Here is a 26,200-nt window from a genome sequence, read left to right on the forward strand (position 1 = left end):
CAACATCTACCGCTACACGCTGGCCGGTACCGAAGTGTCGGCTCTGCTGGGCCGCATGCCTTCCGCCGTGGGCTACCAGCCCACACTGGCCGAGGAAATGGGCCGCCTGCAGGAACGGATCACGTCGACCAAGGTCGGCTCGATCACCTCGATCCAGGCCGTGTACGTGCCAGCGGACGACTTGACCGACCCGTCGCCCGCCACCACCTTCGCCCACTTGGACTCGACCGTGGTGCTGTCGCGCGACATCGCTTCGCTCGGTATCTACCCCGCCGTGGACCCGCTCGATTCGACCTCGCGCCAGCTCGACCCGCTGGTGGTCGGCGAAGAGCACTACAACGTGGCCCGCGCCGTGCAGGGCATCCTGCAGCGCTACAAGGAACTGCGCGACATCATCGCGATTCTGGGCATGGACGAACTGGCTCCCGACGACAAGCTCGCCGTGGCCCGCGCCCGCAAGATCCAGCGCTTCCTGTCGCAGCCGTTCTTCGTGGCACAAGTGTTCACCGGCTCGCCCGGCAAGTACGTGCCGCTGGCCGAAACCATCCGTGGTTTCAAGATGATCGTGAACGGCGAAGCCGACCACCTGCCGGAACAAGCGTTCTACATGGTGGGCAGCATCGACGAGGCGTTCGAGAAGGCCAAGAAGGTCGCTTAAAAAGGAATCACCATGGCAGGCACCATTCATGTGGACGTGGTCAGCGCGGAAGAGTCGATCTTCTCGGGCGAAGCCAAGTTCGTCGCGCTGCCCGGTGAAGCCGGTGAGCTCGGCATCTATCCGCGCCACACCCCGCTGATCACGCGCATCCGCCCCGGCGCCGTGCGCATCGAGACGGCCGATGGCGGCGAAGAGTTCGTCTTCGTGGCCGGCGGCATTCTCGAAGTGCAGCCCAACGCCGTCACTGTGCTGTCCGATACCGCGATCCGCGGCAAGGACCTCGACGACGAAAAGGCCAACGTGGCCAAGGCCGCGGCCGAGGAAGCGCTCAAGAACGCGAAGAGCGACATCGACATCGCGATGGCGCAGTCGGAGCTGGCCGTGATGGCCGCACAGATCGCTGCACTGCGCAAGTACCGCCAGAAAAAGTAAGAGCGGAAGCTCTTCCTCCCAGAAAGGCCGCCTTCGGGCGGCTTTTTTGCGTCTGGACTCCTGTCTCAAGCCATCTTCGATCTGAACTTGGTCGAAGTTCGGCCTTGTCCGGCTGAAGCCCTGCCCCTAGTATTTGACTTCGCCCGACGGCCGGAGGCTGCGGGCGGCAAGCAAAAGAACACGGAGACAAGCGCGTGGCACCCTGGAGTGGCATCACTGCGGACGAAATGCGGTTGCTGGAAACGACCTTCTGGTCGGCCGGCGGCTCGCGCCATGCCATGGCCGAACAGCTCGGCTTTTCCAAGAGCAAGGCCAATGCGCTGATCGCGGGCCTCGTCGACCAGGGCCTGCTGGCCGAAGCGGGCCTGCAGCGTTCCTCGGGCGGCCGCCGTGCCGAAAACCTCCAGCTCCATGCCGGACTCGGCGTGCTCGTCGGCATCGACATCGGCGCCACCAGCCTCGACGTGGCGGTGCTGCGGCCCGACCTCACGGTGCTTGCGCAGCACGACGAACCTGCCGACGTGCGCGAAGGCCCCGCCGTCGTGCTGGCCCGCGTGCGCACCTTGATGCGCGAGCTGCTGATCCGCTGCGGCCATAGCGCCAGGGATGTGCTCGGCATCGGCATCGGCGTGCCGGGCCCCGTCAACTTCGAGATCGGCCAGCTCGTGAATCCGCCGCTGATGCCGGCCTGGGACAGCTTCTCGATCCGCGACTACCTGCGCGAGGACTATGCCGCGCCGGTTTTCGTCGACAACGACGTGAACCTCATGGCGCTGGGCGAGCTCTGGCGCCTCGAGCGCTCGCTCACCAACTTCCTCGTCATCAAGATCGGCACCGGCATCGGCTGCGGCATCGTCTGCCATGGCGAGGTATACCGCGGCGCCGCAGGCTCGGCCGGCGACGTCGGCCATATCTGCGTCGACCAGGAAGGCCCACGCTGCCATTGCGGCAACCTCGGCTGTGTCGAGGCCATGGCCGCCGGCCCGGCGATCACACGCATGGCGGTGCAGGCGGCCGAAGCCGGCGAAAGCGCGGCACTGGCCGAATGCCTGCGTGTTCACGGCCGCATCGACGCGATCGACGTGGGCCAGGCGAGCCGGGGCGGGGACACCGCAGCCAACGCCATCATCCAGCGCGCGGGCAGCCTGATCGGGCAGATGCTCGCGTCGGTGGTGAACTTCTTCAACCCGTCGCATGTGTTCATCGGCGGCGGCATCACGCGCATCGGCCCGCTGTTCCTCGCGGCGGTGCGGCAGAGCGTGTACCAGCGTTCGCTGGCGCTTTCCACGCGGCACCTCGAGATCCAGTACACGCCGCTCGGCACGCAGGGCGGCCTGATCGGCGCCGGCGTGCTCGCGATGCACGAAACCCTCAAGGTTCGCGGAGTTGCGCCATGAATGCGGACATCAACAACCCCAAGGGCAGCGTCGCCGTCGAGTTCGACGGCGTGGTGAAGGCCTTCGGCCCCGTGCAGGTGCTGCACGGCGTGAGCTTCGCGCTCGCGCCGGGCCATGTCTACGGCTTGCTCGGCGAGAACGGCGCCGGCAAGTCCACGCTGATGAAGATCCTTGCGGGCTATGAACAGCTCAGCGGCGGCACGCTGCGCATCAACGGCCAGCCGCAGCAGTTCGCGAGCTCGCGCGATGCCGAGGCGCTGGGCATCGTGCTGATCCACCAGGAGTTCAACCTCGCCGAAGACCTGAGCGTGGCGCAGAACATCTTCCTGGGCCACGAAAAGAAGAAGGGCTGGCTGCTCGACGACGCCAAGATGGAGCGCGCCGCCGCCGCCGCGCTCGCCGCTGTCGGCCTGAACATCGATCCGCGCACCAAGGTCCGCCGCCTCATCGTCGCCGAGAAGCAGCTCGTCGAGATCGCGAAGGCCATCGCACGCCGCGCGCGCCTGCTGATCATGGACGAGCCCACCGCCACGCTCACGCCCGGCGAAACCGAGCGGCTCTTCAAGCTCATCGCACAGCTGCGCGCCGATGGCGTGACCATCGTCTACATCTCGCACAAGCTCGACGAGGTCGAGCAGGTGACCGACGAAGTGATCGTCATGCGCGACGGCCGCTTCGTCGCCCGCGCACCCACGTCCGACGTCACGCGCCACCAGATGGCCAACCTGATGGTGGGCCGCGAGCTGGCCGACCTCTACCCCCCGCGCGACCTCGTCGTGGCGGCCGATGCGCCCGCCATGCGCGTGCGCAACTTCAGCGTGCCCGGCTGGGCGCAGGACGCGAGCTTCGAGGTGCGCCCCGGCGAGATCCTCGGTTTCGCGGGCCTCGTCGGCGCCGGCCGTACCGAGCTGTTCGAAGGCCTGCTCGGCCTGCGCCCCGCGAGCGGCAGCGTCGAGATGCTCGGCAAGCCCGTGCCGCACCAGAGAGGCTGGCGCAACCCGCGCGACGCCGCGAAGCACGGCCTCACCTACCTGAGCGAAGACCGCAAGGGCAAGGGCCTGCACGTCGACTTCGGCCTGCGCCAGAACCTCACGCTGATGGCGCTCGAGCGCTACGCCAGGCCGTGGCTCCAGCCCGAGGCCGAGCGAGACGCGCTGGCCGGGGCGGTGAAGGACTACGGCATCCGCACCGGCTCGCTCGATGTGAAGGCTTCTTCGCTCTCGGGCGGCAACCAGCAGAAGCTCGCGCTTGCCAAGGTACTGCAGCCCCGACCCAAGGTGGTGGTGCTCGACGAGCCCACCCGCGGCGTCGACGTGGGCGCCAAGCGCGACATCTATTTCCTGATCCAGCGACTCGCCCGCGAGGGGCTCGCGGTGATCGTCGTCTCGTCCGAGCTGATGGAACTGATCGGCCTGTGCCACCGCGTCGCGGTGATGCGCGCAGGCAGGCTCGTCGCCACGCTGGCCGCCGACCACTTGACTGAAGAGGAGCTCATCGCTCATGCCACCGGAACCGCAAGCCTCCCCGCAGCCGCCTGAGGCCGCACTGCAGCACCGCAGCGAAGCGAAGCCGCGCTGGACCGAGCGCCTGCACGGCCTCGGTCCGGTCATCGGCCTCGTGCTGCTGTGCATCGCCGGCACGCTGCTCAACGGCGACTTCGCCACCGTCGACAACGCGATGAACGTGCTCACGCGCACCGCCTTCATCGGCATCATCGCGGTCGGCATGTGCTTCGTGATCATCTCGGGCGGCATCGACCTGTCGGTGGGCTCGATGGCCGCGCTGATCGCTGGCAGCGTGATCATGTTCATCAACTGGGCCGGACCGGCCTCGGGCTCGCCGCTGCTGGCGGTGGTGATGGGCGCGGTGCTCGCGGTGGTGCTCGGCGCGCTGTTCGGCCTTGCGCACGGCCTGCTCATCACCAAGGGGCGCATCGAACCCTTCATCGTGACGCTGGGCACGCTCGGCATCTTCCGCGCCTACCTGACCTACTTCGCCGACGGCGGCGCGCTCACGCTCGACAACGACCTGTCGGACCTCTATGCACCGGTGTACTACGCGAGCCTCGCAGGCATTCCGGTGCCGGTGTGGGTGTTCGTGATCGTCGCGATCATCGGCGGCGTCATCCTGAACCGCACGGCCTACGGGCGCTACGTGCAGGCCATCGGCTCCAACGAGCAGGTGGCGCGCTATGCGGCGGTCGACGTCGACCGCGTGAAGATCCTCACCTACGTGCTGCTCGGCGTGTGCGTGGGCATTGCCACGCTGCTCTACGTGCCGCGCCTCGGCTCGGCCTCGCCGACCACGGGGCTCCTGTGGGAGCTCGAAGCGATTGCCGCGGTGATCGTCGGCGGCACCGCGCTCAAGGGCGGCGCGGGCAGCATCACCGGCACCGTGGTGGGCGCGGTGCTGCTCTCGGTCATCAGCAACATCCTGAACCTCACCAGCATCATCAGCGTGTACCTGAATGCGGCAGTGCAGGGCTTCGTGATCATCATCGTCGCGTTCCTCCAACGCGGCCGGCGCTAGTTCTTTCTCGTTTCATTCCACCCACCAAGAGGAGACATCCAGCATGACGACTTTCACCCGACGCATCGCACTCACGGCGGTTGCCGCTGCAGCGTTCGCCAGCCTGCCCGCGCTCGCCGCGGAAAAGGTCAACCTCGGCGTTTCGATCCCCGCAGCCACGCACAGCTTCATGGGCGGCATCAACTACTGGGCCAACCAGGCGAAGAAGGACCTCGAGAAGGAACACAAGGACCTGAAGATCACGATCAAGACCGCGGCCAACGCGCCCGAGCAGGCCAACCAGCTGCAGGACCTGTCGACGGTCACCAAGATCAATGCGCTGGTCGTGTTCCCGTTCGAATCGGCCGCACTCACCAAGCCGGTCGCACAGGTCAAGGCCAAGGGCGCGTACGTCACCGTGGTCGACCGCGGCCTGACCGACACCAGCGCGCAGGACGCGTACGTGGCCGGTGACAACACCGCCTTCGGCAAGATTCCGGCCGAATACATCGTGAAGCAGCTCGGCGGCAAGGGCAACGTGGTCGCGCTGCGCGGCATTGCCACCACGCTCGACAACGAGCGCATGGACGCCTTCAACGCGGTGCTCAAGGGCAGCCCCGACATCAAGCTGCTCGATGCCAAGTACGCCAACTGGAACCGCGACGATGCCTTCAAGGTCACGCAGGACTACCTGACGCGCTTCAAGCAGATCGACGCCATCTGGGCCGCCGACGACGACATGGCCGTGGGCGTGCTCAAGGCCATCGAGCAGGCCAAGCGCGACGACATCAGGATCATCTTCGGCGGTGCGGGTGCCAAGGGCATGGTCAAGACCATCATGGACGGCAAGGACAAGCGCATCGGCGCCGACGTGAGCTACTCGCCGAAGTTCATCTACGACGCGATCAAGCTGACGGCAGAGGCGCGCCTGAAGGGCGAGAAGCTGCCCGCCACCACGATCATTCCCTCGGTGCTCATCACGAAGGAAAACGCCAAGGACTTCTACCACCCGAACTCGCCGTTCTGAATGCCATCGGCCGCGTGGCCGATCGCTTCATTCCCTCTCCCCTTGGGGAGAGGGGACAGTTTCCAGGAACGCTTCGATATGACCGATACAACACTTCGCAAGCTCCGCTATGCCATGGTCGGGGGCGGCCGCGACGCCTTCATCGGTGCCGTGCACCGCAAGGCCATGGCGCTCGACGGCCAGATCGAACTCGTCGCCGGTGCCTTGTCGTCGAGTCCGGACAAGGCGCGCGCCTCGGGCCGCGACCTGGGCCTGGCCGACGACCGCAACCATGGCGACTGGCAGACGCTGCTGGCCGACGAGCTGAAGCGCCCTGTGGACGGGCGCATCGACTTCGTCTCGATCGTCACGCCCAACCATGTGCACTTTCCGGTGGCGCAGGCCTTTGCCGAAGCGGGCTTCCACGTGGTGTGCGACAAGCCGCTGGTCCACACGCGGGCGCAGGCCGATGCACTGGTCGCCACCGTCGCGAAGCAGGGCACGGTGTTCGGCGTCACCTACAACTACACCGGCTATCCGATGGTGCGGCAGGCGCGCGAGATGGTGCGCTCGGGCCAGCTCGGCGAAATCCGCAAGGTCGTCGTCGAATACAACCAGGGCTGGCTCGCGAGCCACGTCGAGGGCAGCGGCAGCAACAAGCAGGCCGACTGGCGCACCGACCCCGCCCGCAGCGGCGCGGCCGGCGCCATCGGCGACATCGGCTCGCATGCCGAGAACCTCGTCGCGAGCGTCACCGGCCTCGAGATCGAAAGCCTCTGCGCCGACCTGACCGCGCACGTGGCGGGCCGCATGCTCGACGACGACGGCAGCCTGCTGCTGCGCTTCAAGGGCGGCGCGCGGGGCGTGCTGATCGCCTCGCAGATCAGCACCGGCCTGGAGAACGACCTGCGCCTGCGCATCTCGGGCTCGCTGGGCACGCTCGAATGGCAGCAGGAGCGGCCGAGCCAGTTGCTGCACCTGCCGCACGACGGACCCAAGCGCATCCTCACGCGCGGAGCCCCCTGGCTCTGCGAAGCGGCACGGCGCGCGAGCCGCCTGCCGGCCGGCCATCCCGAAGGCTTCATCGAGGCCTTCGCCAACATCTATGCGGGCGTGGCGGCGGACATCCGCGCCCGGCTCGAAGGCCAGGCGGCGGGCCCGCTGGCGGCCGACTATCCTCGCGTGGAGGACGGCGCGCGCGGCGTCCGCTTCATCGAACGCACGGTGGCTTCGGCCCAAAACGAATTAAAGTGGACGCCCTGGTAGGAGCGCCGTGGCCTCGCACCCGCGAGGCCGCATCGCATCGCCGCAGGCAGCATCCCATGACGCTTTCTTCCTCCGACGGGTCCTCCTCTTCCTCGCGATGGCTGCGCGCCCTGTGGCTGCGCTGCAAGACGCTGTGGCCGATGAAACTGGTCGGCAACGTCGTCGCCACCATCAGCTTCTTCCCGCTGTACTTCTGGATCATGAAGAACGCGGGCCAGGCCTGGGTGTTGCCGCTCACCGCCTTCGACCGGCTGATCGCGTTCTGGCCTGCAATACTTCCGGTCTACCTGTCGTTGTGGGGCTACATCGCGCTGCCCGTGCTGCTGGCGAAGGACAAGCGCGAACTGTGGAGCTTCTCCCTCGGCAGCGCGGCGATGACGACCCTTGCGCTCGTCGTGTACTGGTTCATGCCCACGGCCATACCGAATTTCGCCATCGATGCCAGCCCGGGCACCTCGCTGCACTTCCTGAAAACCGTCGACTCGGCCGGCAACGCCTTTCCATCGCTGCATGTTTCGTTCTCGGTCTTCACCTGCATCGTGCTGGTGCGGCAACTGCGCGAGTCGGGGGCGCCGGCATGGCTGCATGGCTTCAACATGGCATGGGCCGTCGCCATCGTGTATTCGACGATGGCCGTTCGCCAGCATGTGCTGATCGACGTGCTCGGCGGGCTCGCGCTCGGCCTTGCGCTCGGCTTCACGTTGCGCGAGCGGGGCGCGGCGGCGCAGCCGGCGCACGCACGTCCGGCGTAGACCGATTGCGGTATTCCGCCGCGGCGGCGCGGACGGTACAAAGCGGCATCGTCGTCCATCCGATGCGGAGCCCGCCATGAAGATTCGTACGTCCGCTGCCGCGGCCTGCATGGTGGCCAGTGCCATCGCCAGCAGTTCCGCCTTTGCCATCGACTACCCGGCGCGCAAGCCCGGCCTGTGGGAGATCCAGTCCGGCGACGGTACCGGTGCCAAGGGTGCGGGACACACTATCCAGCAATGCATCGACGCGGCCAGCGACAAGGCGCTGCGCGACATGGGGCAGGGCATGGGCAAGGACATGTGCTCGAAGCAGGAGCTTCGCCTCGAAGGCGGCAAGCTGGTCATGGATTCGGTCTGCAGGATCGGCGCCACCACCGCCACCTCGCACGCCGTGATGAGCGGCGACTTCAGCACCACCTACCGCATGGAAAGCAGGTCGACCTACAGCCCGCCGCTGATGGGACGCACCGAGGGCACGAGCATCATGGAGGCCAAATGGATCGGACCCTGCAAGGCCGACCAGAAACCCGGCGACATGGTGATGTCCAACGGCATGAAGATGAACGTGCTCGACATGATGAGCGGGCGCGGCAAGAAGTAGGCGGCGCCGGCCCGCGGCGCCTTGCGGCCGCCGTTCGGGCAGGAGGGGCCGGCAATCCGTCTGTGCCACGGCGCGAACGCAGGCGACCTTTACGCGCTCGGGGCCCTCTCGGCCGCTGCCGCCGCCGTGAGGAGGCGCTCAGCCGGCGCCGTGCGCCTTCACCCACCGCACGATGTCCGCCGCGCCCATGGCGCCGGCCTGCCGCGCCACCTCGCGGCCGCCGCGGAACAGCGCCAGCGTCGGGATGCTGCGGATGTTGAAGCGCGCGCCCAGGGCCGGCACCGCCTCGGTGTCGACCTTGGCCAGCCGCACCTGCGGCTCGAGCTGGGCCGCGGCCTGTTCGTAGCCCGGCGCCATCTGGCGGCAGGGGCCGCACCAGGGCGCCCAGAAGTCGACCAGCACCGGAATCTCGTTGCGCGCGATGTGGCGGTCGAAGGTCGCTTCGTCCGGCAGCGCGGTCGAATGGCCGGTGAACAGCGGGCGGTGGCAGCTGCCGCAGTCGGGCGCGCTGCCCAGCTGCGCCGCGCGCACGCGGTTGGTCGTGTGGCAGTGCGGGCAGACGATGTGCAGCGGGGGCGATTCGGTCATGCGGAGGAACTGGGGTCCGCGTGGGTGAATTGCAAGATGTCCGCCGCGGCGCCGGAGCGGCGCTTCTATGCGGTGGGCGGCGAGACGGTGTGGGCGCCGCCACCATCGGATCGATCGACTTGGCTCCTTCCCCCCGGAAGGGGGAGAAAGAAGAGACAAGGTTCAGAACACCACAGGCTCGTCGGGCAGTTCGTTGCTGTCGGGCTCGTTCTCGGCCAGCGGAAAGTGCGCGACCAGCAGGGCCGACATTTCCTCCAGCGCCTGCGTCAGGCCGTCCTCGAAGCGGCCTTCGCGGAACGCCGTACCCATGCGCTGCGCCATCGCGGCCCATTCGGCATCGTCGACGCGGGAATCGATGCCGCGGTCGGCCACGATCTCGATCGCGTGCTCGGCCAGCAGCAGGTAGATCAGCACGCCGTTGTTGTGCTCGGTGTCCCACACGCGCAGCTTGCCGAACAGCGTGACGGCGCGCTCCCTGGCCGGCGCGTTGCGCCACAGGTAGGACAGCGGCAGGCCGGCTTCGACACAGATGCGAATCTCGCCGCTGTGCCGCCGCTCGCTCGCGCCCACGCGGCTGGCGAGCCGCCCCATCGCGTCGGCCGGCAGCACGCGGCGTACGGCGGCCTCGTCGATCCACCGGTGGCGCCAGATGCGGCCGAGCTTCGAGAAGAACGTTGCTTCAGCTGCCATGTTCACCAGTCCCCGGAGGCACCGCCGCCGCCAAAATCGCCACCGCCGCCGGAACTGAAGCCGCCGCTGTCGCTGCTGCTGCTGCTACCGCTGCTCCAGCCTCCTGCGCCGCTGCTCCAACCGCCGCCACCGGTGCTCCGGCGCTCGATGCCGGAGGAGCCGAGCGAAGAGAACAGCGATACCAGCAGTGCGACAAGACCGGCGATCGCCGCGATGACCGCGCTGGTCGTGAGGAAGAAGGCGACCACCCCGATGCCGCCGCCCATGACGACCGAGCCCAGCGTCTTGCCCAGGATGGCGCGAACGATCGGCGCAGCGACGAAAACGCCGACGAACAGGAAGATCGCGAGGTTTTCCCAGTCGAAGCCGTCGCTGCCGCTTGAACGGCTGCTGCTGCTGTTGCGCGAAGGCTCTGGCAGCGGCTCGCCATCGACCAGGCCGATGAGCCGGTCCACCGCCGCATTCAGCCCGCCCGCGAAGTCGTTGTTGCGAAAGCGCGGCTTCATCTCCTCGTCGATGATGCGCACCGCCGCGAGGTCGGGCACCGCGCCTTCGAGCGTCTTGGCGGTCGCGATGCGCATCTTGCGATCGTCCTTGGCCACGATCACCAGGAGGCCGTCGCCGACGTCCTTGCGGCCGATCTTCCAGGCGTCGCCGACGCGCTGGGCGTAGCTCGCGATGTCTTCGGGCTGGGTGGTCGGCACCATCAGCACGACGATCTGCGAGCCCTTGCGCTGTTCGAAGGCGGCGAGCTTGGTTTCGAGACCGGAGCGTTGCGCGGCGTCGAGCGTGCCGGTCTGGTCGATCACCCGTGCGGTGAGCGCGGGCACCGGCAGCAGGCCTTGCGCCAGTGCAGGCAGGCCGGCCCAGGCCATCGCCGCCAGGAAGACGGCGGCCAGCGCGCGACGGATCAGGGCCATGCGGTGCTTGTTTTCTTCTTACTTCTTGGGTGCGCTGAAGTCGACCGTTGGCGGCGTCGAAATTTGCGCTTCGTTCTGCACCGAGAAATTCGGCTTCGGCGCGTAGCTGAAGATCTTGGCCGTGATGTTGGTCGGGAAGCTGCGTGCGAGCACGTTGTACTCCTGCACGGTCTCGATGTAGCGGTTGCGCGCCACGGTGATGCGGTTCTCGGTGCCTTCGAGCGTCACGCGCAGGTCGCGGAAGGCCTGGTTGGCCTTGAGTTCGGGGTAGCGCTCCGCCACCACCATCAGCCGCGACAGCGCCGACGAGAGCTCGCCCTGCGCCTGCTGGAACTTGTTGAAGGCCTCGGGGTTGTTGAGGGTTTCAGGCGTCACCTGGATCGAGGTGGCCTTGGCGCGCGCCTCGATCACCTTGGTGAGCGTGTCCTGCTCGAAGCTGGCCTCGCCCTTGACGGTGGCGACGATGTTGGGCACCAGGTCGGCACGCCGCTGGTACTGGTTGAGCACCTCGCTCCAGGCCGATTTGCTGGCCTCGTCGAGTGACTGGAACTGGTTGTAGCCGCATCCGCTCAGGGACAGGACCGCCGCGAAAATCAAGAGCCAGCGCTTCATCATCATTTGCATTACCTCCGCAGAAGGGGCCGAAGTTAGCATAGATGCCTCTATGTCCCTCGATCCTCTCCAGGCCCTGCAGGCCGCGAACCGTGCGGCATCGCCCGCCACTGCGGCGGCTGCCGGCACGTTGCTGATCGCGGGGGCGACAGGCGCGCTGGGGCAGGAGCTGCTGCGCCGGCTCGCGGGCAGCCACCGTTTTGCCCATGCCCGCGTGCTGTCGCGCGAGCCGATCCGCGACGGGTTGCGCGGCGTCGAAACCTATCTGAGCCCGGACCTGCCGATCGCGCAATGGCCGCTGACTTCGGCCGACACCGCCGTCATCGCCTTCGATCCGCCGCGGCTGTACCACGACCGCGAGCGCGCGCTCTGGGTGCCGCAGCCGTCCGATCTGCCCGCGCTGTCGCGCTGGCTGCGCGCCTGCGGCGTGCAGACGCTGGCCATCGTGCAGCCGCACGACCAGGGCCAATTGCCCGAGGCGCTCAAGCGCGGGCTCGCGAGTCTCGACGAGCAGGCGGTGGTCGCCAACGGCTTCGACCGCGTGATCCTGGTGCGCTCGGCACGCAAGCCGCTGAATGCCAAATTCGCCAACCCTGCCGAAAGGCTTGCGGCCTGGATGCTGTCGGTCGTGCGCTTCATGGTGCCGAGCAGCGAGCAGCCGGTGCGCGCCTCCAAGGTGGCGGAACTGGTCGATGTCGCACTGCGCATCGCACCGCCGGGCGTGCATGTGGCGGCGCCGGAGATGGTGTGGGAGGCTGCGCAGGGCCAGATGCAGGCCGTGGCGCAGCGCTGGCTGGGCTAGCGTCTCAGCCGCGCCACTGGCGCAGCATTTCAGCCGAGTCGAGCACCAGCCCGAGGTGTAGCGACACCATGCCGAGCGCGGCGCCTTCCAGATGCGGGTCGGTGCCGCGCACCAGGTCACGCAGCACGATCACGCGGTAGTTGTGGTTGTTGGCGTCGAAGGCCGTGTTGAGCACGCAGCAATCGGTGAAGCCGCCGTTGAGCACCACGGTCTCGATGCGCTGGTTGCGCAGCAGGAAATCGAGGTCGGTCGGGTAGAAGGCCGAGAGGCGGCGCTTGCTCTCGACACGCATGTCGCCGGGCTCGACGCGCGTCACCCATTCGGTCCAGCGCGAACCTTCGATGGCATGCGCATCGGCATTCGGAATGGCGCCCACGTACAAGGGAAAGGTGCGGCGCCACGCGGACGGAATGCCGCGGATGTCGTCGACGCCATCGGGCCGCAGCACCGACTTGACGTGCACGATGCGCACGCCCAGCGCACGCGCCGCGTCGTGGAAGCCGTCGATGGGTGCCACCACGTCGCGCGCCCGCGGCGCGGGGCAGGGGCAGTCGGGGCTGTCGTCGAGGTGGCCGCGGTGCATGTCGATCGAGACCACCGCGGTGGTGGCGGGGTTCAGGTAGTCGGCAAACCGCGCCTCGTCGAGCACGCGTTCCTCGCCATAGACCCAGGCCCTCATCGCCGTTCCTCCCGCACATAGGGTTGACCGAGCGCGCCCGGCTCGTCGTCGCCGCTGCGCTGCCGTCCCAGCGCGACCCAGATCATCACGCCGAGCGTCACCGCATACGGCGTCATCATCACGAAGTACTGCGGCAGCTGCACGCCGGCCGCGGCCAATTGCGGAATCAGCGCCTCGATGCAGCCGAACAGCAGCGCGCCCACGAGTGCCTTCCACGGCGACCAGCGCGCGAAGATCACCAGGCCCACCGCGATCCAGCCACGCCCGCCCGTCATGCCCGCGATCCACAGCTTGGTGCTGACCACGGAGATGTAGGCGCCCGCGAGCCCGACGAGGGCCGAGCCCGCCAGCACGGCCGCGAAGCGCCAGGCCGTGACGCGGATGCCGGCCGCATCGGCGGCCTGCGGGTTCTCGCCCACCGCGCGCAGCCGCAGCCCGGTGGAGGTGCGCGCGAAGAACCAGGCCACCGCGCCGAAGATCGGGAGCGTGAGCCACACCATCGCGTTCTGCTCGAACAACTTGCCCACGGCGGGCAAGAGCGACAGTGGCCAGAGGGCCATCGCGCCGATGCCCTCGGTGGCATGGTTGGTCCAGTCGGCCAGCGAGCCGACCAGTGCGGTGAGGCCCTGGCAGAAGAACACCAGCGCGAGGCCGGCGATCACCTGGTTCACGCGCAGCCAGATCACCATCACCGCGAACAGCACGGAAACCAGGCTGGCTGCGAGCATCGCCAGCACCAGCGACACGGCCGGCTGCCCGAGCGCCAGCTGTGCGCCGATGCCGGCCAGTGCGCCGACCAGCATCAGCCCTTCGGCGCCGAGCGAGAGCACGCCCGCGCGCTCGCTGATGATCAGGCCCAGCGCGGCGAGTGCATAAGGCACCGCGAAATCGGGCGTGCTCGCGAGCCAGTTCAGAACGATGCCGCCACCCATCACGCAGCCTCCGCGCCCACGCGGCGCAGCCGGTGGCGAATGAAGAAGTCGCTCGAGGCCACGCACACCACGATCACTGCCTGGATCAACTGCACCATCGAGAACGGCACCTGGTAGAACACCTGAAGGCTGCGGCCGGTGACGAACAGCGCCGCCACCAGCAGTGCCACCACGGTGGCGGCCAGCGGGTTGTTGCGCGCGAGGAAGGCGATCAGGATGCCCGAGAAGCCGTAGCCCTGGTAGAAGGCCTGCGTGAGCCGCCCCTCCTGGCCCGAGGCCACCGCGAAACCCGCGAGCCCGGCCATCGCGCCCGACAGCAGCACGGCGCCATAGATGGTGCGGCGCACCGGCACGCCGGCCGCATGCGCCACGCGCGGGTTGGCATCGACGAAGCGCAGATAGAGCCCGGCGCGGCTCACGCCCACCAGCCACCACGCGAGCAGCGCGACGACGGCCGCGAGCAGGATCGCGCTGCCCACGCCGGCCCCGAGTTCGGGCAGCCGTTCGAAGGCACGGAACTGCGGCGAGTAGGGGAAGTTGTCCTTCGGGTCCTTCCAGCTGCCGTAGACCAGGTGCAGCAGGAAGTTGGCCGCCATGTAGTTGAGCATCAGCGTCGAGATGATCTCGTTCACGCCGAGCTTCAGCTTGAGCCACGCCGGCCCCAGCACCCAGAGCAGCCCGCAGCCGATGGCGGCGGCGAACATCAGCGGCAGGCGCAGGTTCTCGGGGCCGACCTGCCACATCGAGACCGCCGTGGCGCCGATGGCGCCCCAGATCATCTGGCCCTCGAGCCCGAGGTTCCAGAAGCGCGCGCGAAAGGCCATCGAGCCTGCGAGGCCCACCAGGATCATCGGCGCGGCCTGGAACAGCACGGCGCGGAAGTTCTGGCCGTCGAAGAAGGTCTGCATCACGAACTCGTTGGCGAGTTCGCCGGCCGGCACGCCCGCGGCCACGAGGATCGCGGCCGAGATCGCGAAGCCGACGAGCAGCGCGATCGCAAGGATCGATGCCTGCCAGCGCCAGGCCATGTGCTGGCGGATCTCGAGGGCGTAGCGGCGGCTGGCCAGGGGTTGCGTTGTGCGCGCTGCGTCCTGGGTCGTCGGCCCGGGTTCCGGTGCGCGCGCCATGGCGGCGAGCGATGCGTCAGCCATGGTCCACCATCGCCTGTCCGATGGCCTGCCGGTCGGCCGGCTGCGCGAACTCGCCGGCGATGCGCCCGCGCGTCATCACGCCCACGCGGTCGGCGAGCTGCAGCACCTCGTCGAGGTCCTCGCTGATCAGCAGCACCGCGGCCCCGCCATCGCGCGCGGCGCGCAGGCGCGCATGCACCTCGGCGCTGGCGCGCACGTCGAGCCCGCGGCTCGGGCTGTGCGCGAGCACCAGCGTCGGCGACTTGCCGAATTCGCGCGCAAGCACCAGCTTCTGCGCATTGCCGCCCGAAAGCAGCGCGGCCTTTTGCGCGACCGAGCGCACGCCCTGCACGTCGAAGGCGCGCACGGCTTCCTGCGTGTCGCTCTGGATGCGGCCTCGGCGCAGGTGCCAGATGGGCCCGTAGCGGCCGCTGTGCACGCGGCCGATGGCGTAGTTCTCGGCCACCGAGAGGCCGCCCGCGAGCGCGAGCCCGTAGCGGTCGGCCGGGATCGCGGCAATGCCGACGTTGCGGCGAGCCGGTGCGGCCATCGCCTTGAGGTCGCCATGACCTTCGAGGCGGATCTCGCCTTCGAGGCTGCCGCCGGCATCCGGCAGGCCCATGATGGCGCCGGCCAGTTCGCCCTGGCCATTGCCGCCGACGCCGGCAAGGCCGTAAATTTCGCCCGCATGCAGTTCGAGGTCGACGCCATCGAGCACGCGGCGGCCTTGCGGCGATGCCGCCGAGCGCAGGCCGCGCACCGAGAGGCGAACAGGGCCGCGCGATGACTTCGCCGCTTCAAAGCCCTGCGCCGCGATGGATTCGCCCACCGTGAGCTTCACGAGCTCGGCCACCGATGTTGCGCCCGGCTCCAGCGTCGCCACCGTGCGGCCGCCGCGCATCACCGTCACGCGGTCGGCATAGGTCTTCACGTCGGCCATCTTGTGCGTGACCAGCACCACGGCAGAACCGCTGCGCGCAAGCCCCTGCACCGTCTGCAGCAGGCGCGCGGCTTCCTGGTCGGTCAGCACCGCGGTCGGCTCGTCGAGGATCAGGATGCGCGCACCCGCAAGCAGCACCTTGAGAATCTCGACGCGCTGCTGCTCGGCGATCGAGAGCGCGTCGATGCGTTTCGAGGGATCGATGTCGAAGCCCAGTTCCGACGCCTTGTTGCGGATGTCGCGCGAAATCTCTCGCAGACGTTCCCCGTGGCTTTGAAACTCGGCCGGCGGCGGCGCGGTGAGCAGGATGTTCTGCGCCACCGTGAAAGGCCGCACCAGCTTGAAGTGCTGGTGGACCATGCCGATGCGGTGCTTCGCCGCATCGCGCGGACCGGTGAAGCGCACCAGGTTGTCGTCGACCAGCAACTGGCCCGCCTCGGGCGCATAGAGCCCCGCCGCGATGTTCATCAGCGAAGACTTGCCCGCGCCGTTCTCGCCGAGCAGCGCGTGCACCTCGCCCCAGCGTGCGGCGAAGTGCGCGTCGGTGAGGGCCGCAAAACCGTCGAAGGTCTTGCGGATGCCGGTGAGCTCGAGCGCGTTGGGCATGCGGGCCTACTTCTGCGTCACCACGCCCTTGACGAACCAGTCCATCTTCCAGAGGTCGGCGTCCGACAGCACGGCGCCCTTGGCCACGCGCTCCTTGCCGTCGCGGTCGGCGAGCGGGCCGGCGTAGATCTGCTTGCCCTTCACGATGGCGTCGCGCTCGGCGGTGATGACCGCGGCCTTGTCCTTGGGCACGGCAGGGCCGAAGCCCGCGATGTCGGTGCCGCCGTCCTTCATCTCGATGAAGGCGCCGTACTGCGCGGGCTTCCAGTTGCCCGCCATCACCTTCTTGAGTTCCGGCGCGAGGAAGCGGTCCCACACCCAGACCGACGAGCACAGCGTGGCCTTGGGCGCGAACTGGCGCAGGTCGCGGTGGTGGCCGGTGCCGTACACGCCGCGCTCCTGCGCCACGATCTGCGGCGTGGGGCTGTCGACGTGCTGGCCGATCACGTCGGCGCCCTGGTCGATCAGCGCGGCGGCGGCGGCGCGTTCCTTCACCGGGTCGTTCCAGGCGCCGGTGTAGATCACGTTGACGGTGGCGTTCGGATTCATCTTCTGCGCACCGAGCGCGAAGGCGTTGATGGTCCAGTTGACGACGCCGAAGGGGTTGGCGGCGACGAAGCCGAGCTTGCCGGTCTTCGAGGCCGCGCCGGCGGCCATGCCGCAGAGGTACTGGCTCTCGTAGGTGCGGCCGTAGAAGGATTCGAGGTTGCTGCCGTTGGTGGTGCCCGAGCCGTTGAGGAAGGCCACGTCGGGGTACTTGGCGGCCAGGTCCTTGAAGCTGTCGGAATAGCCGAAGGCGGTGCCGATCACGATGTTGGCGCCGCGCTGGATGAACTTCTCGGCCGCGGGCTTGATGGCCGAGGCGTCTTCGGGCACGTTCTCGACGAACTGGATCTTCTGGCCGATTTCCTTCTCGATCTTGATGCGGGCCTCGTCGAAGGCCTGCGTCCAGCCGCCGTCGTTCTTCGGGCCGAAGTAGAGCATCGCGATCTTCGGCTTGTCCTTGAGCGTGAAGCCGTCGGCCGCCATCGCGGGCAGCGCGAAGAACGCGCCGCCGGCTGCGAGCGTCAGGGCAAGGCCGAGGAAGCCGGTAGTGGGTGTGCGCAGCATGGAGCAACCTTTCGTGGGAAGCATGGGGAAGGACAGGAGGAAAAAGAGAGAGACGCCGCGCGCGTCACATCATGAAGTTGATGCGGAACACGTTGCCCTCGGGGTCGAGCAGCACGGACTGGTACCAGTTGTAGTAGGTGACGTAGGGCGGCTTCACGAGCGTGGCGCCGGCCTCCAGCGCGACGGGCACCATGCGGTCGACGTCGGCCTGGCTGTCGACGTCGATGTTCAGCAGGAACTTCACGCCGCGCGTGTCCGAATACTCGGCCAGGTGCAGCAGCTCGTAGGCATCGAGCGCGTTGAAGCCCAGGCTCGACTTGCCGGTGTCCAGGCCGCGAAAGATGGGCGAGCGGATCGCCTCGATCTCGGGGAAGCCGAATACGCGCTGGTAGAAGCCGCTGAGCGCGACCACGTCCTTGGCGAAGACGTTGACGTAGGAGAGGTGGGGCATGTCAGTTGCTCAGCTGATGTTCGGGGTGCGTGCACAGGACACCGGGTGCTCCCCTCCGCGAATGTCCCCCGCTTCGCTCCTCCTTTATTTCGCTGCGGGGAGCACCCGGTGCCCTGTGCACGAGGGCACGCTGCTGGCTTGCACCGATCAACGACCGCCCTGAATGCCCCACAACCCGACGAACAAAAAAGCAAGGTTTCATTTCAGGCCGTCGCCTTGGTGCCGCCGAAGGTCGTCTGCTTCACGAACTTCGAGGTCAGGTGGTCGCCCGACGAAATGGGTGCGTACTTCGGCGCCTCGCCCGGTGCAAGGCAGCTCGGCAGGCACTCGACCATCGCGTCGTAGTTCGGCTGGTGAAAGAACACCAGCGACTGGCGGCGGTTGGTGCTCGCCACCTCGAAGGGCGGGTTGACCACGCGGTGCAGCGTCGACACCCATTGGTCGTTGGTCCACTGCATCATCAGGTCGGCAATGTTGACGACCAAGCCGCCCTCGACCTGCGGCACATCGACCCACTGGCCCGCCTTGTTGAACACCTGCAGGCCCTTGTCGTCGGGCAGCACGATGGTGAGGCTGCCGTAGTCGCTGTGCGCGCCCGCGCGCAACTGACCTGGCAGCGGGGCTTCCCGCTGCGGCGGATAGCTCAGCACGCGGAACATGCTGATGTGCTCGTCGATCTTGTCGTCGAAGAAGGTTTCGGGCAGCGAGAGGCCGAGCGCGAAGATGCGCATCAGCGAACGCGAGAGATCGCTCATGGCCTCGAAGTAGTCCTCGTACGCTTCGCGAAAGCCCTCGATGGGTGGCCAGCTGTTGGGTTCGAAGTGCGGGCCGGCGGCCGGGCCGCGGTGGTAGTCGTCGTCGGGCACGTTGGAGGGACCGATCGAGAACGATTCCTTCAGGTCGCCCGGCGCCGCTTCCTCGAGGCTGTACGACAGGCCTTCTTCGCCGACCGCGCTGTAGCCGCGCACCGCGTCTTCGCGGGGGCGGTCGACCTTGCGCTTCTCGGCCAGCGGCATGTCGAAGAACTGGCGCGAGAGCGTCGCCACGCGCGAGACCCGTTCGGCCGGAATGCCGTGGTTGGTGATGACCAGGAAGCCGATGCTGCGGCAGGCCTCGTCGACTTTCTTCGCGACCTCCGCCTTGCCTTCGGCCGTGCCCGCGAAGTAGGGCGCGAGATCGATGATCGGTACGGACAGCAGGGTCATGGGTCGGTCCTCATGCTTGGCATGCCTTTCGCCATGCAACGTCTGTGCCAGTTGGACCAAATGGACAAATCGCATGTGTCGCGTCAGCATGGTGCGCGCCAAGGGGGCTTGAAGGCCGCCGTGGCGCAACGCGATGCACCGTGGCCTTACAGTGGTGCGCTGTTCAGAGAACCTGCAATCCGTACACAAAAGAGCGAGGGAAGATGCCGAAGACCAAGGCGCTGGCCGCAGCCAGCAGCAGCACCGACAAGAGCCCGGCGCGCAAGCGTGCGAAACCGGTCGTGCGCAGCGCGTCCGCCGTGAGCCGCAGGCTGCGCCAGATCGAGGACAAGCGCAGCGCCATCCTCGGTGCCGCGCTGGGACTGTTCTCCCGCTTCGGACTGCACGGCACGTCGATCGACCAGGTCGCTGCGCGCGCCGATGTGTCGAAGAGCAATCTGCTCTATTACTTCGCGAACAAGGAGGAGCTGTACGTCAACGTGCTGCGCGACCTGCTCGCGGTGTGGCTCGAACCGCTGCGCGGCTTCAGCGCGGAGCAGGACCCGAGCGAAGCCATCGGCGACTACATTCGCCGCAAGCTCGTGGTCTCGCGCGACCGGCCCGACGCCTCGCGGTTGTTCTGTCTTGAAATGATCCAGGGCGCGCCCCTGTTGCGCGACGAACTCGACCGCGAATTGCGCACGCTGGTGGAGCGCAAGTCGGAGGTGATTCGCGCCTGGGTCGAGGCCGGCAAGCTCGCGCCGGTCGACCCGCACCACCTGATCTTCGCGCTGTGGGCGATCACGCAGCACTACGCGGATTTCGGTGTGCAGGTGCACGCGCTGTCGGGCCACACGCTTGACGATGCGGCCTTCTTCGAGCAGACCGTGGAGAACGTGCAACGCATCGTGTTGCAGGGCATCACGCCGCGCTGAGGCGTCGATTCAATGCGGCGGAGCCGCGATCTCGTGGTATTTGCGGTCGAAGTAGATGAGGCTTTGCGCCGCGCCGCCGATGGCAATGGCGAGCGCCTCGCAGAACAGCACGTCGTGCGTGCCGGCGCTGGTGGCGTGCACCACGCGGCAGTCGAAGGACGCAGCCGCGTCGTCGAGCACCGGCGAACCGGTGGCCTTGCGGCTCCAGCGGCCGGCCGCGAAGCGTTCGTCCATCGGCGTCTTGCCGCCGAACAACCCCGAGAGCGCCTGGTGGCCCGCGGCCAGCACATTCACGCAGAGCACGCCGTTGGCGGTGAATGCGGGGTACACCGAGGCCGAGCGGTTCAGGCACACGAGCAGCATCGGCGGCTCGTCGGTCACGCTGCACACCGCCGAGGCGGTGAAGCCGGCGCGGCCCGCGGGGCCGTCGGTGGTGATGATGTTGACCGCCGCGCCCAGCCGCGCCATGGCATTGCGGTAGTCGGCCTTGGGCAGCGCCTGCGGCAGGYCGCTCGGCGGGACGTTGGACGCAATGGCGTTCAGCATGGAGAACTCCCGAGGCTTCAGGCCAGGATGCAGGCTTCGTCGAAGGGCAGCCGCGGCAGGCGGCCGAACACCTTCGACACGTCGCCATGGCCGAGATTGATGAGGAAGTTGGCGGTCCAGTCGGTGCCTTCGAAGAACGCGGCATCGACCTTCGCCTTGTCGAAGCCCGACATCGGTCCGGCATCGAGGCCCACCGCGCGCGCAGCGAGCAGCAGGTAGCCGGCCTGCAGGCTGGCATTGCGAAAGGCCGTTTCGTGCGCGGCCTCGGGGCTTGCGGTGAACCAGCTGCGCGCGTCGGCATGCGGGAACAGCGTGGGCAGCTTGTCGTAGAACCTGCGGTCCCACGCGGCGATCACCGTGACCGGCGCGGTCATGGTCTTGTCGAGGTTGCCCTTGGAGAGGGCGGGTGCGAGGCGCTGCTTGCCTTCGGGCGTGCGCACGAACACGAAGCGCGCGGGCGAGCAGTTGGCGGAGGTCGGGCCCAGGCTGGCGAGCGCGTAGACCTGCTGCAGCTGTGCATCGGAAACCGGTTCGTCCGTCCAGCCGTTGTGGCTGCGCGCACCGGTGAAGAGAAGCGCCAGCATGGCGTCGTCGAGGGTGTGTGCGGTGGTCATGCGGAAATTGCGGATGTGCCGACCCGGGCGAGGAAGTCGAGCAGGCTGCGGTTGAAGGTTGGGGCCTCGGTCACGCTGTGCGCATGGCCGCCGTGCGGCATGAAGTCGAGCGTGACATCGTGCAGGCCGTCGGCCAGGCGCTGCGAGCAGGTCCAGGGCACGAGCACGTCGTCCCTGGCGGCGGCTACCAGCGTGGGCGCCGTGATGTCTGCGAGGTGTGCGTCGACATCGAAGGCGCGCAGTGCGGCGATGCGCGCGCGCATGTTGGCTTCACCGGGGAAATGCGCAAAGGCATGATCGACTTCGTCGGCCACGCGCTGTGCATGTTCGGCGCACCAGGCGGCGGGGTACAGGAAGATCGGTTGCGCCTCCACATACGCGCGCGGGCCGAGGGTGCCGAGCAGCGCGAGCCGCGCATCGAAGCAGCGCGCCGAATGCGGATTCGGTTTCGACCAGGCGTTGACGAGCACCAGGCTCGCCATGCAGTCGGGCGCATCGAGTGCGAGCCGCAGGCCGACCAGCCCGCCGAGCGCATGGCCCACGAAGTGGCACTGCGCGGTGTTCGTGGCATCGAGGATCTCGATCACATCGCGTGCCATGTCGGAGATCGCGTACCCGTCATCGGGCAGCGTGTCGGGGCTGCGGCCCGTTCCGCGCTGGTCGTAGGCAATGACGCGATGGCCCGCCTCGACCAGCGCGCCGAGCTGCGGCTGCCAGAAGCCGGCCGAGCCACCCAGGCCGGACGACAGCAACACAGTGGCCGCCGCATCGGATGGCCCATGCACCTCGTAGTGCAGCGCGCTCATGCCGTTCAGGCCTTCTTGCCGACGTGCGCGATCGAGGCGATCTCTACGAGCGCGTCAGGCTTCACGAGGCCGCACTGGATGCAGTAGCGCGCGGGCTTGGTGCCGGGAAAGAACTCGGCGTAGACCGCGTTGATCTTCGCGTAGTCGGCCCAGTCCTTGAGCATGATCTGGTTGAAGGTCACGTCGTCCATGGTGCCGCCCGCGGCCTCGACCACGCCCTGGATGGTCGTGAGCACGTGCCGCGCCTGCGCGCTCGCGTCGCCGACGTGGACCACGTTGTTGTCCTTGTCGAAGGGCAGGGTGCCCGAGACGTAGAGCACGCCGTCGGCGAGCGTGCCGGGGACGTAGGGGGCGAGGGGCACGCCGGTGCCGGGCGGGATGATGGCTTGCTTGGGCATGGGGATTCCTTCGGAAGAAAAAGATCAGGCGATGGCCGCTTCGGCCGGAACGGGCGGGGCAATGGACGATGGTGAAAAGGTGTTGCAGAACTGCTCCACCGTGGAGACCCAGCCGAAGAAGGTCTCGACGTTGTAGACCGAGGCCTTCTGGATGGCCGGGCCGCCGAGTTCGTGCGTGGCGTCCTCGAGCATCACCGCGAAGTATTCGAGGTGGAAGGCGTCGCGCAGCGTGGACTCCACGCACACGTTGGTCGCGATGCCGGTGAACACGAGGTGGCGGATGCCGCGGGCGCGCAAGGTGCTGTCGAGCGTGCTGTTGAAGAAGCCGCTGTAGCGCGTCTTGGGCACCACGATGTCGCCGGCCTGCGGCTTCATCTCGGCGATGAGCTCGTAGTCCCAGCCGCCCTTGGCGAGGAACTTGCCCTGCAGTTCGGGCTTGGCGCGCATGGTCTTGAGCGCGTTCGACTTGTGCCAGTTGGGCGAGCCGGGGCCGCCCGCTTCGACATACGCCGCGTCCCAGCCGTTCTGCAGGAACACGACCAGCATGCCGGCCGCACGCGCCGCGGCGATGGTGCGCGCGATGTTGGCGATCGTGCCCTGCGCGCCCGAGATGTCGAAGCCGGCCGAGTCGACGTACCCGCCGGTCGAGGCATAGGCGTTCTGCATGTCGACGACGACGAGCGCCGAGTCGGTGGCGTGCAGCGCGAGCGGCTCGGGGCGAGCGGGCAGCACGAGCGGTGCGGGCGCGCCCGGCAGGCGCGGTGCGCCGACGGGCGTGGTCGAAGTGAGCGTGGTGTTGCGTGCGGGCGTGGTCACGTCGCGCTCCTCGTCAGGCCGCGAGGCGCTCGGGTTCGACCTGCGAAGCCACGGGGCTCTGCACGTGCGCGCGGCTCTTCATCAGCGGCTGGATGCGCTCGCCGAAGGCCTCGACGCCTTGGACGAAGTCGTCGAAGGTCAGCAGCACGCCTTCGGTGCCCGGCACTTGCGCCACCTCGTCGAGCAGGCGCGCCACGGTTTCGTAGGAGCCGACCAGCGTGCCCATGTTGATGTTCACCGCCGAGGTCGGGTCGGCCATCTGCCGCACGTTGGTGTCGGCGCCCGACCTGGTGTCGGCCGCGCCCTGCTGGCCCAGCCACGCGATGGCCTCGTGGTCGGCGCCCGCCTTGTAGTGCTCCCACTTGGCGCGGGCAGCTTCGTCGGTTTCGCCGGCGATCACCATCATCAGCACGTAGGTGGTGACGTGGCGGCCGGTCTTGCGCGTGGCCTCGATGAGTTTCTCGGCAGCGGGCGCGAAGGCCTTGGGCGTGTTCACGCCCTTGCCGAAGCAGAAGTTGTAGTCGGCGTACTTCGCGGAGAAGTCCATGCCCGCATCACTCTGGCCGGCGCAGATCACCTTCATGTCGGCCTGCGGCTGCGGGCTCAGGCGGCAGTCGTCCATCTGGAAATGGTCGCCCTTGAAGTCGGACTGGCCCTGGCCCCAGAGGTCGCGCAGCACCTGGATGTATTCGCTGAGGTACTGGTAGCGCGTGCCGAAGAACTGGTCGCCGGGCCACATGCCCATCTGCGAGTACTCGGGCCGCTGCCAGCCGGTGACGAGGTTGAGGCCGAAGCGGCCGCCGGAGATCGAGTCGATGGTCGAGGCCATGCGCGCGACGATGGCCGGCGGCATCACCAGCGAGGCGGCGGTGGCGAAGAGCTTGATCTTCGTGGTCACGGCTGCGAGTCCGGCCATGAGCGTGAAGGACTCGAGGTTGTGGTCCCAGAACTCGGTCTTGCCGCCGAAGCCGCGCAGCTTGATCATCGACAGCGCGAAATCGACGCCGTAGCGCTCGGCCTTCAGCGTGATCTCCTTGTTGAGTTCGAAACTGGGTTTGTACTGCGGTGCGTTTTCCGAAAGCAGCCAGCCGTTGTTGCCGATGGGAATGAAGATGCCGACGTTCATGAAGGGCTCCTGTTGCGGGGTTGCAGAGCCCTATGCATGTGGCGTGCCAGTCGGATAAGTCTTTTCAAATCAATGGGTTATGTATTTTTGGAATTTTTGTTTTGACCATTTGGTCCAAAGTGGAGCGGGCGAACCGAAAGGTTTGCGGCAGCGCGGTGCAGTCCGGACCAAAGCGGTGCAGCGTCGGCGTCACGAACGGCGCGGCAAAATCACGCCATGCCCAAGACCCCACTCCGCGCCGCCGCGGCCATCGGCGGCACCGCCGACGACCTTGAGGCGGCCTTCTACGAAGCGCTGCAACGCGGCGACATCGATGCATTGATGGCCTGCTGGGCCGACGAAKATGAAGTGTTCTGCGTGCATCCCGGCGGCCCGCGGCTGGTGGGAACCGTGGCGATCCGCGCGGCTTTCGAGCAGATGTTCGGCAACGGCGCGATCCACGCCATGCCGGCGCGGGTGCGCAAGATCGAGTCGCTGGCGAGCGCGGTGCACAACGTGCTGGAGCGCATCGAGGTGCTCACCGCCGAAGGCCCGCGCCATGCCTTCGTGCTGGCCACCAACGTTTATCACAAGACCGCGCAGGGCTGGCGCATGGTGGCGCATCATGCAAGTCCGGGCAGCGCGAGAGAGCCGGATGACGCGAACGATCCGCCCCAGACCCTTCACTGATGCCTCCTGACGCACCTTCTTCCCTGAACCTTCCTCAGTCGGCCATGGACTATGTGGCACCGCGCTGGCTGCCCGGCGGCAACCTGCAGACCATCTGGGCCGCGCTCTATGCCCGTCGATTCGACGGGGCGGCGCCGGTGTACCGCCGCGAGCGCTGGAATGCCCCCGACGGCGACTTCATCGACGTCGACTTCGTCGATGCGCCCCGGCCGGGACCGCGGCCGCTGCTGGTGCTGTTCCACGGCCTCGAGGGTTCCTCGCGCAGCCACTATGCGGAAGCCTTCGCTGCGTTTGCCGCCGAGCGCGGCATGGACTTCGCGGTGCCGCACTTCAGGGGCTGCAGCGGCGAGCTGAACCTTGCGCCGCGTGCCTATCACTCGGGCGATTACGAAGAGATCGGCTGGATCCTGCGGCGCATGCACGATCAGCACGCGCTGCGCAGCGGCGGCCCGGTGCTGGCCGCGGGCGTCTCGCTCGGCGGCAATGCGCTGCTGCGCTGGGCCTGCGAGGCAGGCGACACGGCGCGGGCCTCGGTCAGTGCGGTGGCCTCGGTGTGCGCGCCGCTCGACCTCGCGGCCGGCGGCGAGGCGATCGGCCGCGGCTTCAACCGGCTGGTCTACACGCGCATGTTCCTCTCGACCATGAAGCCCAAGGCGCTGGCCAAGCTGGCGCAGTTCCCGGGGCTGTTCGACCGCGACCGGCTGCTGGCGGCGCAGGACCTCTACACCTTCGACGATGTGTTCACCGCCCCGCTGCACGGCTTTCGCAATACCGACGACTACTGGGCGCGGGGCTCGTCCAAGCCGCACCTGAGCGCGATCCGCGTGCCCACGCTGGTGGTGAACGCGCTCAACGATCCGTTCATTCCGGCCCGCAGCCTGCCGGGCCCCGGCGAGGTTGGAAAGCACGTCACGCTGTGGCAGCCGGCGCATGGCGGCCACGTGGGCTTCCCGCTGGGGCCGCCGCCGGCGCATGTGCGGGGAATGCCGGAGCGCGTGGGCGGCTGGCTGGCCCAATTCGCATAGT

At 67.9% G+C, this 26,200-nt stretch carries 30 protein-coding genes; 13 read left to right on the plus strand and 17 right to left on the minus strand.

What is annotated here, in order from left to right:
* The 9 genes from AC1DXX_RS08730 to AC1DXX_RS08770 form a co-directional block, all read left to right on the plus strand.
* The coding region (locus AC1DXX_RS08730; protein WP_478133778.1) for an ATP synthase beta subunit C-terminal domain-containing protein at window positions 1-658 on the plus strand (658 nt) is incomplete at its 5' end.
* A 12-nt stretch (window positions 659-670) separates the two neighbouring features.
* Window positions 671-1,090, plus strand: coding sequence for a F0F1 ATP synthase subunit epsilon (locus AC1DXX_RS08735; protein ID WP_007830205.1), 420 nt, complete (start codon window positions 671-673; stop codon window positions 1,088-1,090).
* A gap of 227 nt (window positions 1,091-1,317) precedes the next feature.
* Complete coding sequence (locus AC1DXX_RS08740) at window positions 1,318-2,487, plus strand: ROK family protein (protein ID WP_478133881.1); 1,170 nt, start codon at window positions 1,318-1,320, stop codon at window positions 2,485-2,487.
* Window positions 2,484-4,025, plus strand: a complete 1,542-nt coding sequence (locus AC1DXX_RS08745; protein WP_478133779.1) for a sugar ABC transporter ATP-binding protein — start codon at window positions 2,484-2,486, stop codon at window positions 4,023-4,025. The genes AC1DXX_RS08740 and AC1DXX_RS08745 overlap by 4 nt, the downstream gene beginning before the upstream one ends.
* The gene (locus AC1DXX_RS08750) at window positions 3,988-5,016 is read left to right on the plus strand and encodes an ABC transporter permease (RefSeq protein WP_478133780.1); all 1,029 of its coding nucleotides are present in this window, start codon (window positions 3,988-3,990) and stop codon (window positions 5,014-5,016) included. The genes AC1DXX_RS08745 and AC1DXX_RS08750 overlap by 38 nt, the downstream gene beginning before the upstream one ends.
* Window positions 5,017-5,059: 43 nt before the next feature.
* Window positions 5,060-6,022, plus strand: a complete 963-nt coding sequence (locus AC1DXX_RS08755; RefSeq protein WP_478133781.1) for a substrate-binding domain-containing protein — start codon at window positions 5,060-5,062, stop codon at window positions 6,020-6,022.
* Window positions 6,023-6,100: 78 nt separating this feature from the next.
* Window positions 6,101-7,267, plus strand: coding sequence for a Gfo/Idh/MocA family protein (locus AC1DXX_RS08760; RefSeq protein ID WP_478133782.1), 1,167 nt, complete (start codon window positions 6,101-6,103; stop codon window positions 7,265-7,267).
* Window positions 7,268-7,323: 56 nt separating this feature from the next.
* A complete protein-coding gene (locus AC1DXX_RS08765; RefSeq protein WP_478133783.1) occupies window positions 7,324-8,019 on the plus strand; it encodes a phosphatase PAP2 family protein in 696 nt (231 codons plus the stop codon).
* Window positions 8,020-8,095: 76 nt separating this feature from the next.
* Window positions 8,096-8,620: a DUF3617 domain-containing protein gene (locus AC1DXX_RS08770; RefSeq protein ID WP_478133784.1), complete on the plus strand. Its 525-nt coding sequence runs from the start codon at window positions 8,096-8,098 to the stop codon at window positions 8,618-8,620.
* Between the two features lie 138 nt (window positions 8,621-8,758).
* Here AC1DXX_RS08770 and trxC read toward each other — a convergent pair whose 3' ends face one another.
* From trxC to AC1DXX_RS08790, 4 genes are all read right to left on the minus strand, one after another.
* Entirely contained in the window at window positions 8,759-9,208 is a 450-nt protein-coding gene (gene trxC, locus AC1DXX_RS08775; protein WP_478133785.1) for a thioredoxin TrxC, read from the minus strand.
* Window positions 9,209-9,370: 162 nt separating this feature from the next.
* A complete protein-coding gene (locus AC1DXX_RS08780) occupies window positions 9,371-9,898 on the minus strand; it encodes a TPM domain-containing protein (protein WP_478133786.1) in 528 nt (175 codons plus the stop codon).
* Window positions 9,899-9,900: 2 nt separating this feature from the next.
* Window positions 9,901-10,818 carry a TPM domain-containing protein gene (locus AC1DXX_RS08785; protein WP_478133787.1) on the minus strand — a complete coding sequence of 306 codons (918 nt, stop codon included), beginning with the start codon at window positions 10,816-10,818 and terminating at the stop codon, window positions 9,901-9,903.
* Window positions 10,819-10,836: 18 nt separating this feature from the next.
* The gene (locus AC1DXX_RS08790; protein WP_478133788.1) at window positions 10,837-11,436 is read right to left on the minus strand and encodes a LemA family protein; all 600 of its coding nucleotides are present in this window, start codon (window positions 11,434-11,436) and stop codon (window positions 10,837-10,839) included.
* 46 nt (window positions 11,437-11,482) lie between these two features.
* On the opposite strand from AC1DXX_RS08790, the gene AC1DXX_RS08795 reads away from it, so the two are divergent.
* Complete coding sequence (locus AC1DXX_RS08795; protein ID WP_478133789.1) at window positions 11,483-12,232, plus strand: hypothetical protein; 750 nt, start codon at window positions 11,483-11,485, stop codon at window positions 12,230-12,232.
* A 4-nt stretch (window positions 12,233-12,236) separates the two neighbouring features.
* Here the strand turns inward: AC1DXX_RS08795 and AC1DXX_RS08800 are convergent, their stop codons facing one another.
* From AC1DXX_RS08800 to AC1DXX_RS08830, 7 genes are all read right to left on the minus strand, one after another.
* A complete protein-coding gene (locus AC1DXX_RS08800) occupies window positions 12,237-12,911 on the minus strand; it encodes a cysteine hydrolase family protein (RefSeq protein WP_478133790.1) in 675 nt (224 codons plus the stop codon).
* The gene (locus AC1DXX_RS08805) at window positions 12,908-13,843 is read right to left on the minus strand and encodes an ABC transporter permease (RefSeq protein WP_478133791.1); all 936 of its coding nucleotides are present in this window, start codon (window positions 13,841-13,843) and stop codon (window positions 12,908-12,910) included. The genes AC1DXX_RS08800 and AC1DXX_RS08805 overlap by 4 nt, the downstream gene beginning before the upstream one ends.
* On the minus strand, window positions 13,843-14,994 hold the full coding sequence (locus tag AC1DXX_RS08810) for an ABC transporter permease (RefSeq protein ID WP_478133792.1): 1,152 nt from the start codon (window positions 14,992-14,994) through the stop codon (window positions 13,843-13,845). The genes AC1DXX_RS08805 and AC1DXX_RS08810 overlap by 1 nt, the downstream gene beginning before the upstream one ends.
* Window positions 14,987-16,519 (minus strand): ABC transporter ATP-binding protein, encoded by a 1,533-nt coding sequence (locus AC1DXX_RS08815; RefSeq protein WP_478133793.1) that lies wholly within the window; start codon window positions 16,517-16,519, stop codon window positions 14,987-14,989. The genes AC1DXX_RS08810 and AC1DXX_RS08815 overlap by 8 nt, the downstream gene beginning before the upstream one ends.
* Before the next feature lie 6 nt (window positions 16,520-16,525).
* On the minus strand, window positions 16,526-17,629 hold the full coding sequence (locus AC1DXX_RS08820; RefSeq protein WP_478133794.1) for a BMP family ABC transporter substrate-binding protein: 1,104 nt from the start codon (window positions 17,627-17,629) through the stop codon (window positions 16,526-16,528).
* Between the two features lie 64 nt (window positions 17,630-17,693).
* Window positions 17,694-18,080, minus strand: a complete 387-nt coding sequence (locus tag AC1DXX_RS08825) for a VOC family protein (RefSeq protein WP_478133795.1) — start codon at window positions 18,078-18,080, stop codon at window positions 17,694-17,696.
* 203 nt (window positions 18,081-18,283) lie between these two features.
* Window positions 18,284-19,285 (minus strand): isopenicillin N synthase family dioxygenase, encoded by a 1,002-nt coding sequence (locus tag AC1DXX_RS08830; RefSeq protein ID WP_478133796.1) that lies wholly within the window; start codon window positions 19,283-19,285, stop codon window positions 18,284-18,286.
* A 203-nt stretch (window positions 19,286-19,488) separates the two neighbouring features.
* On the opposite strand from AC1DXX_RS08830, the gene rutR reads away from it, so the two are divergent.
* Entirely contained in the window at window positions 19,489-20,199 is a 711-nt protein-coding gene (gene rutR, locus AC1DXX_RS08835; RefSeq protein WP_478133797.1) for an HTH-type transcriptional regulator RutR, read from the plus strand.
* A 9-nt stretch (window positions 20,200-20,208) separates the two neighbouring features.
* Here the strand turns inward: rutR and rutF are convergent, their stop codons facing one another.
* Genes rutF through rutA form a run of 6 tightly spaced genes read right to left on the minus strand, consistent with a single transcriptional unit; the run spans window position 20,209 to window position 24,505 of the window.
* Complete coding sequence (gene rutF, locus AC1DXX_RS08840) at window positions 20,209-20,745, minus strand: NADH-dependent FMN reductase RutF (RefSeq protein WP_478133798.1); 537 nt, start codon at window positions 20,743-20,745, stop codon at window positions 20,209-20,211.
* A gap of 17 nt (window positions 20,746-20,762) precedes the next feature.
* Window positions 20,763-21,359, minus strand: coding sequence for a malonic semialdehyde reductase (locus AC1DXX_RS08845; RefSeq protein WP_478133799.1), 597 nt, complete (start codon window positions 21,357-21,359; stop codon window positions 20,763-20,765).
* A complete protein-coding gene (rutD, locus tag AC1DXX_RS08850; RefSeq protein ID WP_478133800.1) occupies window positions 21,356-22,165 on the minus strand; it encodes a pyrimidine utilization protein D in 810 nt (269 codons plus the stop codon). The genes AC1DXX_RS08845 and rutD overlap by 4 nt, the downstream gene beginning before the upstream one ends.
* Window positions 22,166-22,170: 5 nt before the next feature.
* Window positions 22,171-22,563: a pyrimidine utilization protein C gene (gene rutC / locus AC1DXX_RS08855; protein ID WP_478133801.1), complete on the minus strand. Its 393-nt coding sequence runs from the start codon at window positions 22,561-22,563 to the stop codon at window positions 22,171-22,173.
* Window positions 22,564-22,587: 24 nt separating this feature from the next.
* Window positions 22,588-23,379: a pyrimidine utilization protein B gene (rutB, locus tag AC1DXX_RS08860; RefSeq protein WP_478133802.1), complete on the minus strand. Its 792-nt coding sequence runs from the start codon at window positions 23,377-23,379 to the stop codon at window positions 22,588-22,590.
* A gap of 13 nt (window positions 23,380-23,392) precedes the next feature.
* The gene (rutA, locus tag AC1DXX_RS08865) at window positions 23,393-24,505 is read right to left on the minus strand and encodes a pyrimidine utilization protein A (protein ID WP_478133803.1); all 1,113 of its coding nucleotides are present in this window, start codon (window positions 24,503-24,505) and stop codon (window positions 23,393-23,395) included.
* A gap of 216 nt (window positions 24,506-24,721) precedes the next feature.
* Here rutA and AC1DXX_RS08870 point away from each other — a divergent pair, with 216 nt between their 5' ends.
* Window positions 24,722-25,174, plus strand: a complete 453-nt coding sequence (locus AC1DXX_RS08870) for a YybH family protein (protein ID WP_478133804.1) — start codon at window positions 24,722-24,724, stop codon at window positions 25,172-25,174.
* A 44-nt stretch (window positions 25,175-25,218) separates the two neighbouring features.
* The gene (locus tag AC1DXX_RS08875; protein WP_478133805.1) at window positions 25,219-26,199 is read left to right on the plus strand and encodes a YheT family hydrolase; all 981 of its coding nucleotides are present in this window, start codon (window positions 25,219-25,221) and stop codon (window positions 26,197-26,199) included.
* Window position 26,200: the final 1 nt, after the last annotated feature.

The sequence above is a fragment of the Variovorax sp. P4_B10 genome (assembly GCF_056402375.1).

Coding starts and splice junctions, on each gene's coding strand:
- AC1DXX_RS08795 (WP_478133789.1), top strand. CDS start 11,483: ATGTCCCTCGATCCTCTCCAGGCCCTGCAGGCCGCGAACCGTGCGGCA.
- AC1DXX_RS08790 (WP_478133788.1), bottom strand. CDS start 11,436: ATGATGATGAAGCGCTGGCTCTTGATTTTCGCGGCGGTCCTGTCCCTG.
- AC1DXX_RS08875 (WP_478133805.1), top strand. CDS start 25,219: ATGGACTATGTGGCACCGCGCTGGCTGCCCGGCGGCAACCTGCAGACC.
- AC1DXX_RS08770 (WP_478133784.1), top strand. CDS start 8,096: ATGAAGATTCGTACGTCCGCTGCCGCGGCCTGCATGGTGGCCAGTGCC.
- AC1DXX_RS08745 (WP_478133779.1), top strand. CDS start 2,484: ATGAATGCGGACATCAACAACCCCAAGGGCAGCGTCGCCGTCGAGTTC.
- AC1DXX_RS08820 (WP_478133794.1), bottom strand. CDS start 17,629: ATGCTGCGCACACCCACTACCGGCTTCCTCGGCCTTGCCCTGACGCTC.
- AC1DXX_RS08735 (WP_007830205.1), top strand. CDS start 671: ATGGCAGGCACCATTCATGTGGACGTGGTCAGCGCGGAAGAGTCGATC.
- AC1DXX_RS08825 (WP_478133795.1), bottom strand. CDS start 18,080: ATGCCCCACCTCTCCTACGTCAACGTCTTCGCCAAGGACGTGGTCGCG.
- trxC (WP_478133785.1), bottom strand. CDS start 9,208: ATGACCGAATCGCCCCCGCTGCACATCGTCTGCCCGCACTGCCACACG.
- rutA (WP_478133803.1), bottom strand. CDS start 24,505: ATGAACGTCGGCATCTTCATTCCCATCGGCAACAACGGCTGGCTGCTT.
- AC1DXX_RS08765 (WP_478133783.1), top strand. CDS start 7,324: ATGACGCTTTCTTCCTCCGACGGGTCCTCCTCTTCCTCGCGATGGCTG.
- AC1DXX_RS08845 (WP_478133799.1), bottom strand. CDS start 21,359: ATGACCACCGCACACACCCTCGACGACGCCATGCTGGCGCTTCTCTTC.
- AC1DXX_RS08755 (WP_478133781.1), top strand. CDS start 5,060: ATGACGACTTTCACCCGACGCATCGCACTCACGGCGGTTGCCGCTGCA.
- AC1DXX_RS08780 (WP_478133786.1), bottom strand. CDS start 9,898: ATGGCAGCTGAAGCAACGTTCTTCTCGAAGCTCGGCCGCATCTGGCGC.
- AC1DXX_RS08800 (WP_478133790.1), bottom strand. CDS start 12,911: ATGAGGGCCTGGGTCTATGGCGAGGAACGCGTGCTCGACGAGGCGCGG.
- AC1DXX_RS08785 (WP_478133787.1), bottom strand. CDS start 10,818: ATGGCCCTGATCCGTCGCGCGCTGGCCGCCGTCTTCCTGGCGGCGATG.
- rutR (WP_478133797.1), top strand. CDS start 19,489: ATGCCGAAGACCAAGGCGCTGGCCGCAGCCAGCAGCAGCACCGACAAG.
- AC1DXX_RS08740 (WP_478133881.1), top strand. CDS start 1,318: ATGCGGTTGCTGGAAACGACCTTCTGGTCGGCCGGCGGCTCGCGCCAT.
- AC1DXX_RS08805 (WP_478133791.1), bottom strand. CDS start 13,843: ATGGGTGGCGGCATCGTTCTGAACTGGCTCGCGAGCACGCCCGATTTC.
- rutD (WP_478133800.1), bottom strand. CDS start 22,165: ATGAGCGCGCTGCACTACGAGGTGCATGGGCCATCCGATGCGGCGGCC.
- AC1DXX_RS08815 (WP_478133793.1), bottom strand. CDS start 16,519: ATGCCCAACGCGCTCGAGCTCACCGGCATCCGCAAGACCTTCGACGGT.
- AC1DXX_RS08750 (WP_478133780.1), top strand. CDS start 3,988: ATGCCACCGGAACCGCAAGCCTCCCCGCAGCCGCCTGAGGCCGCACTG.
- AC1DXX_RS08830 (WP_478133796.1), bottom strand. CDS start 19,285: ATGACCCTGCTGTCCGTACCGATCATCGATCTCGCGCCCTACTTCGCG.
- rutC (WP_478133801.1), bottom strand. CDS start 22,563: ATGCCCAAGCAAGCCATCATCCCGCCCGGCACCGGCGTGCCCCTCGCC.
- AC1DXX_RS08760 (WP_478133782.1), top strand. CDS start 6,101: ATGACCGATACAACACTTCGCAAGCTCCGCTATGCCATGGTCGGGGGC.
- AC1DXX_RS08810 (WP_478133792.1), bottom strand. CDS start 14,994: ATGGCTGACGCATCGCTCGCCGCCATGGCGCGCGCACCGGAACCCGGG.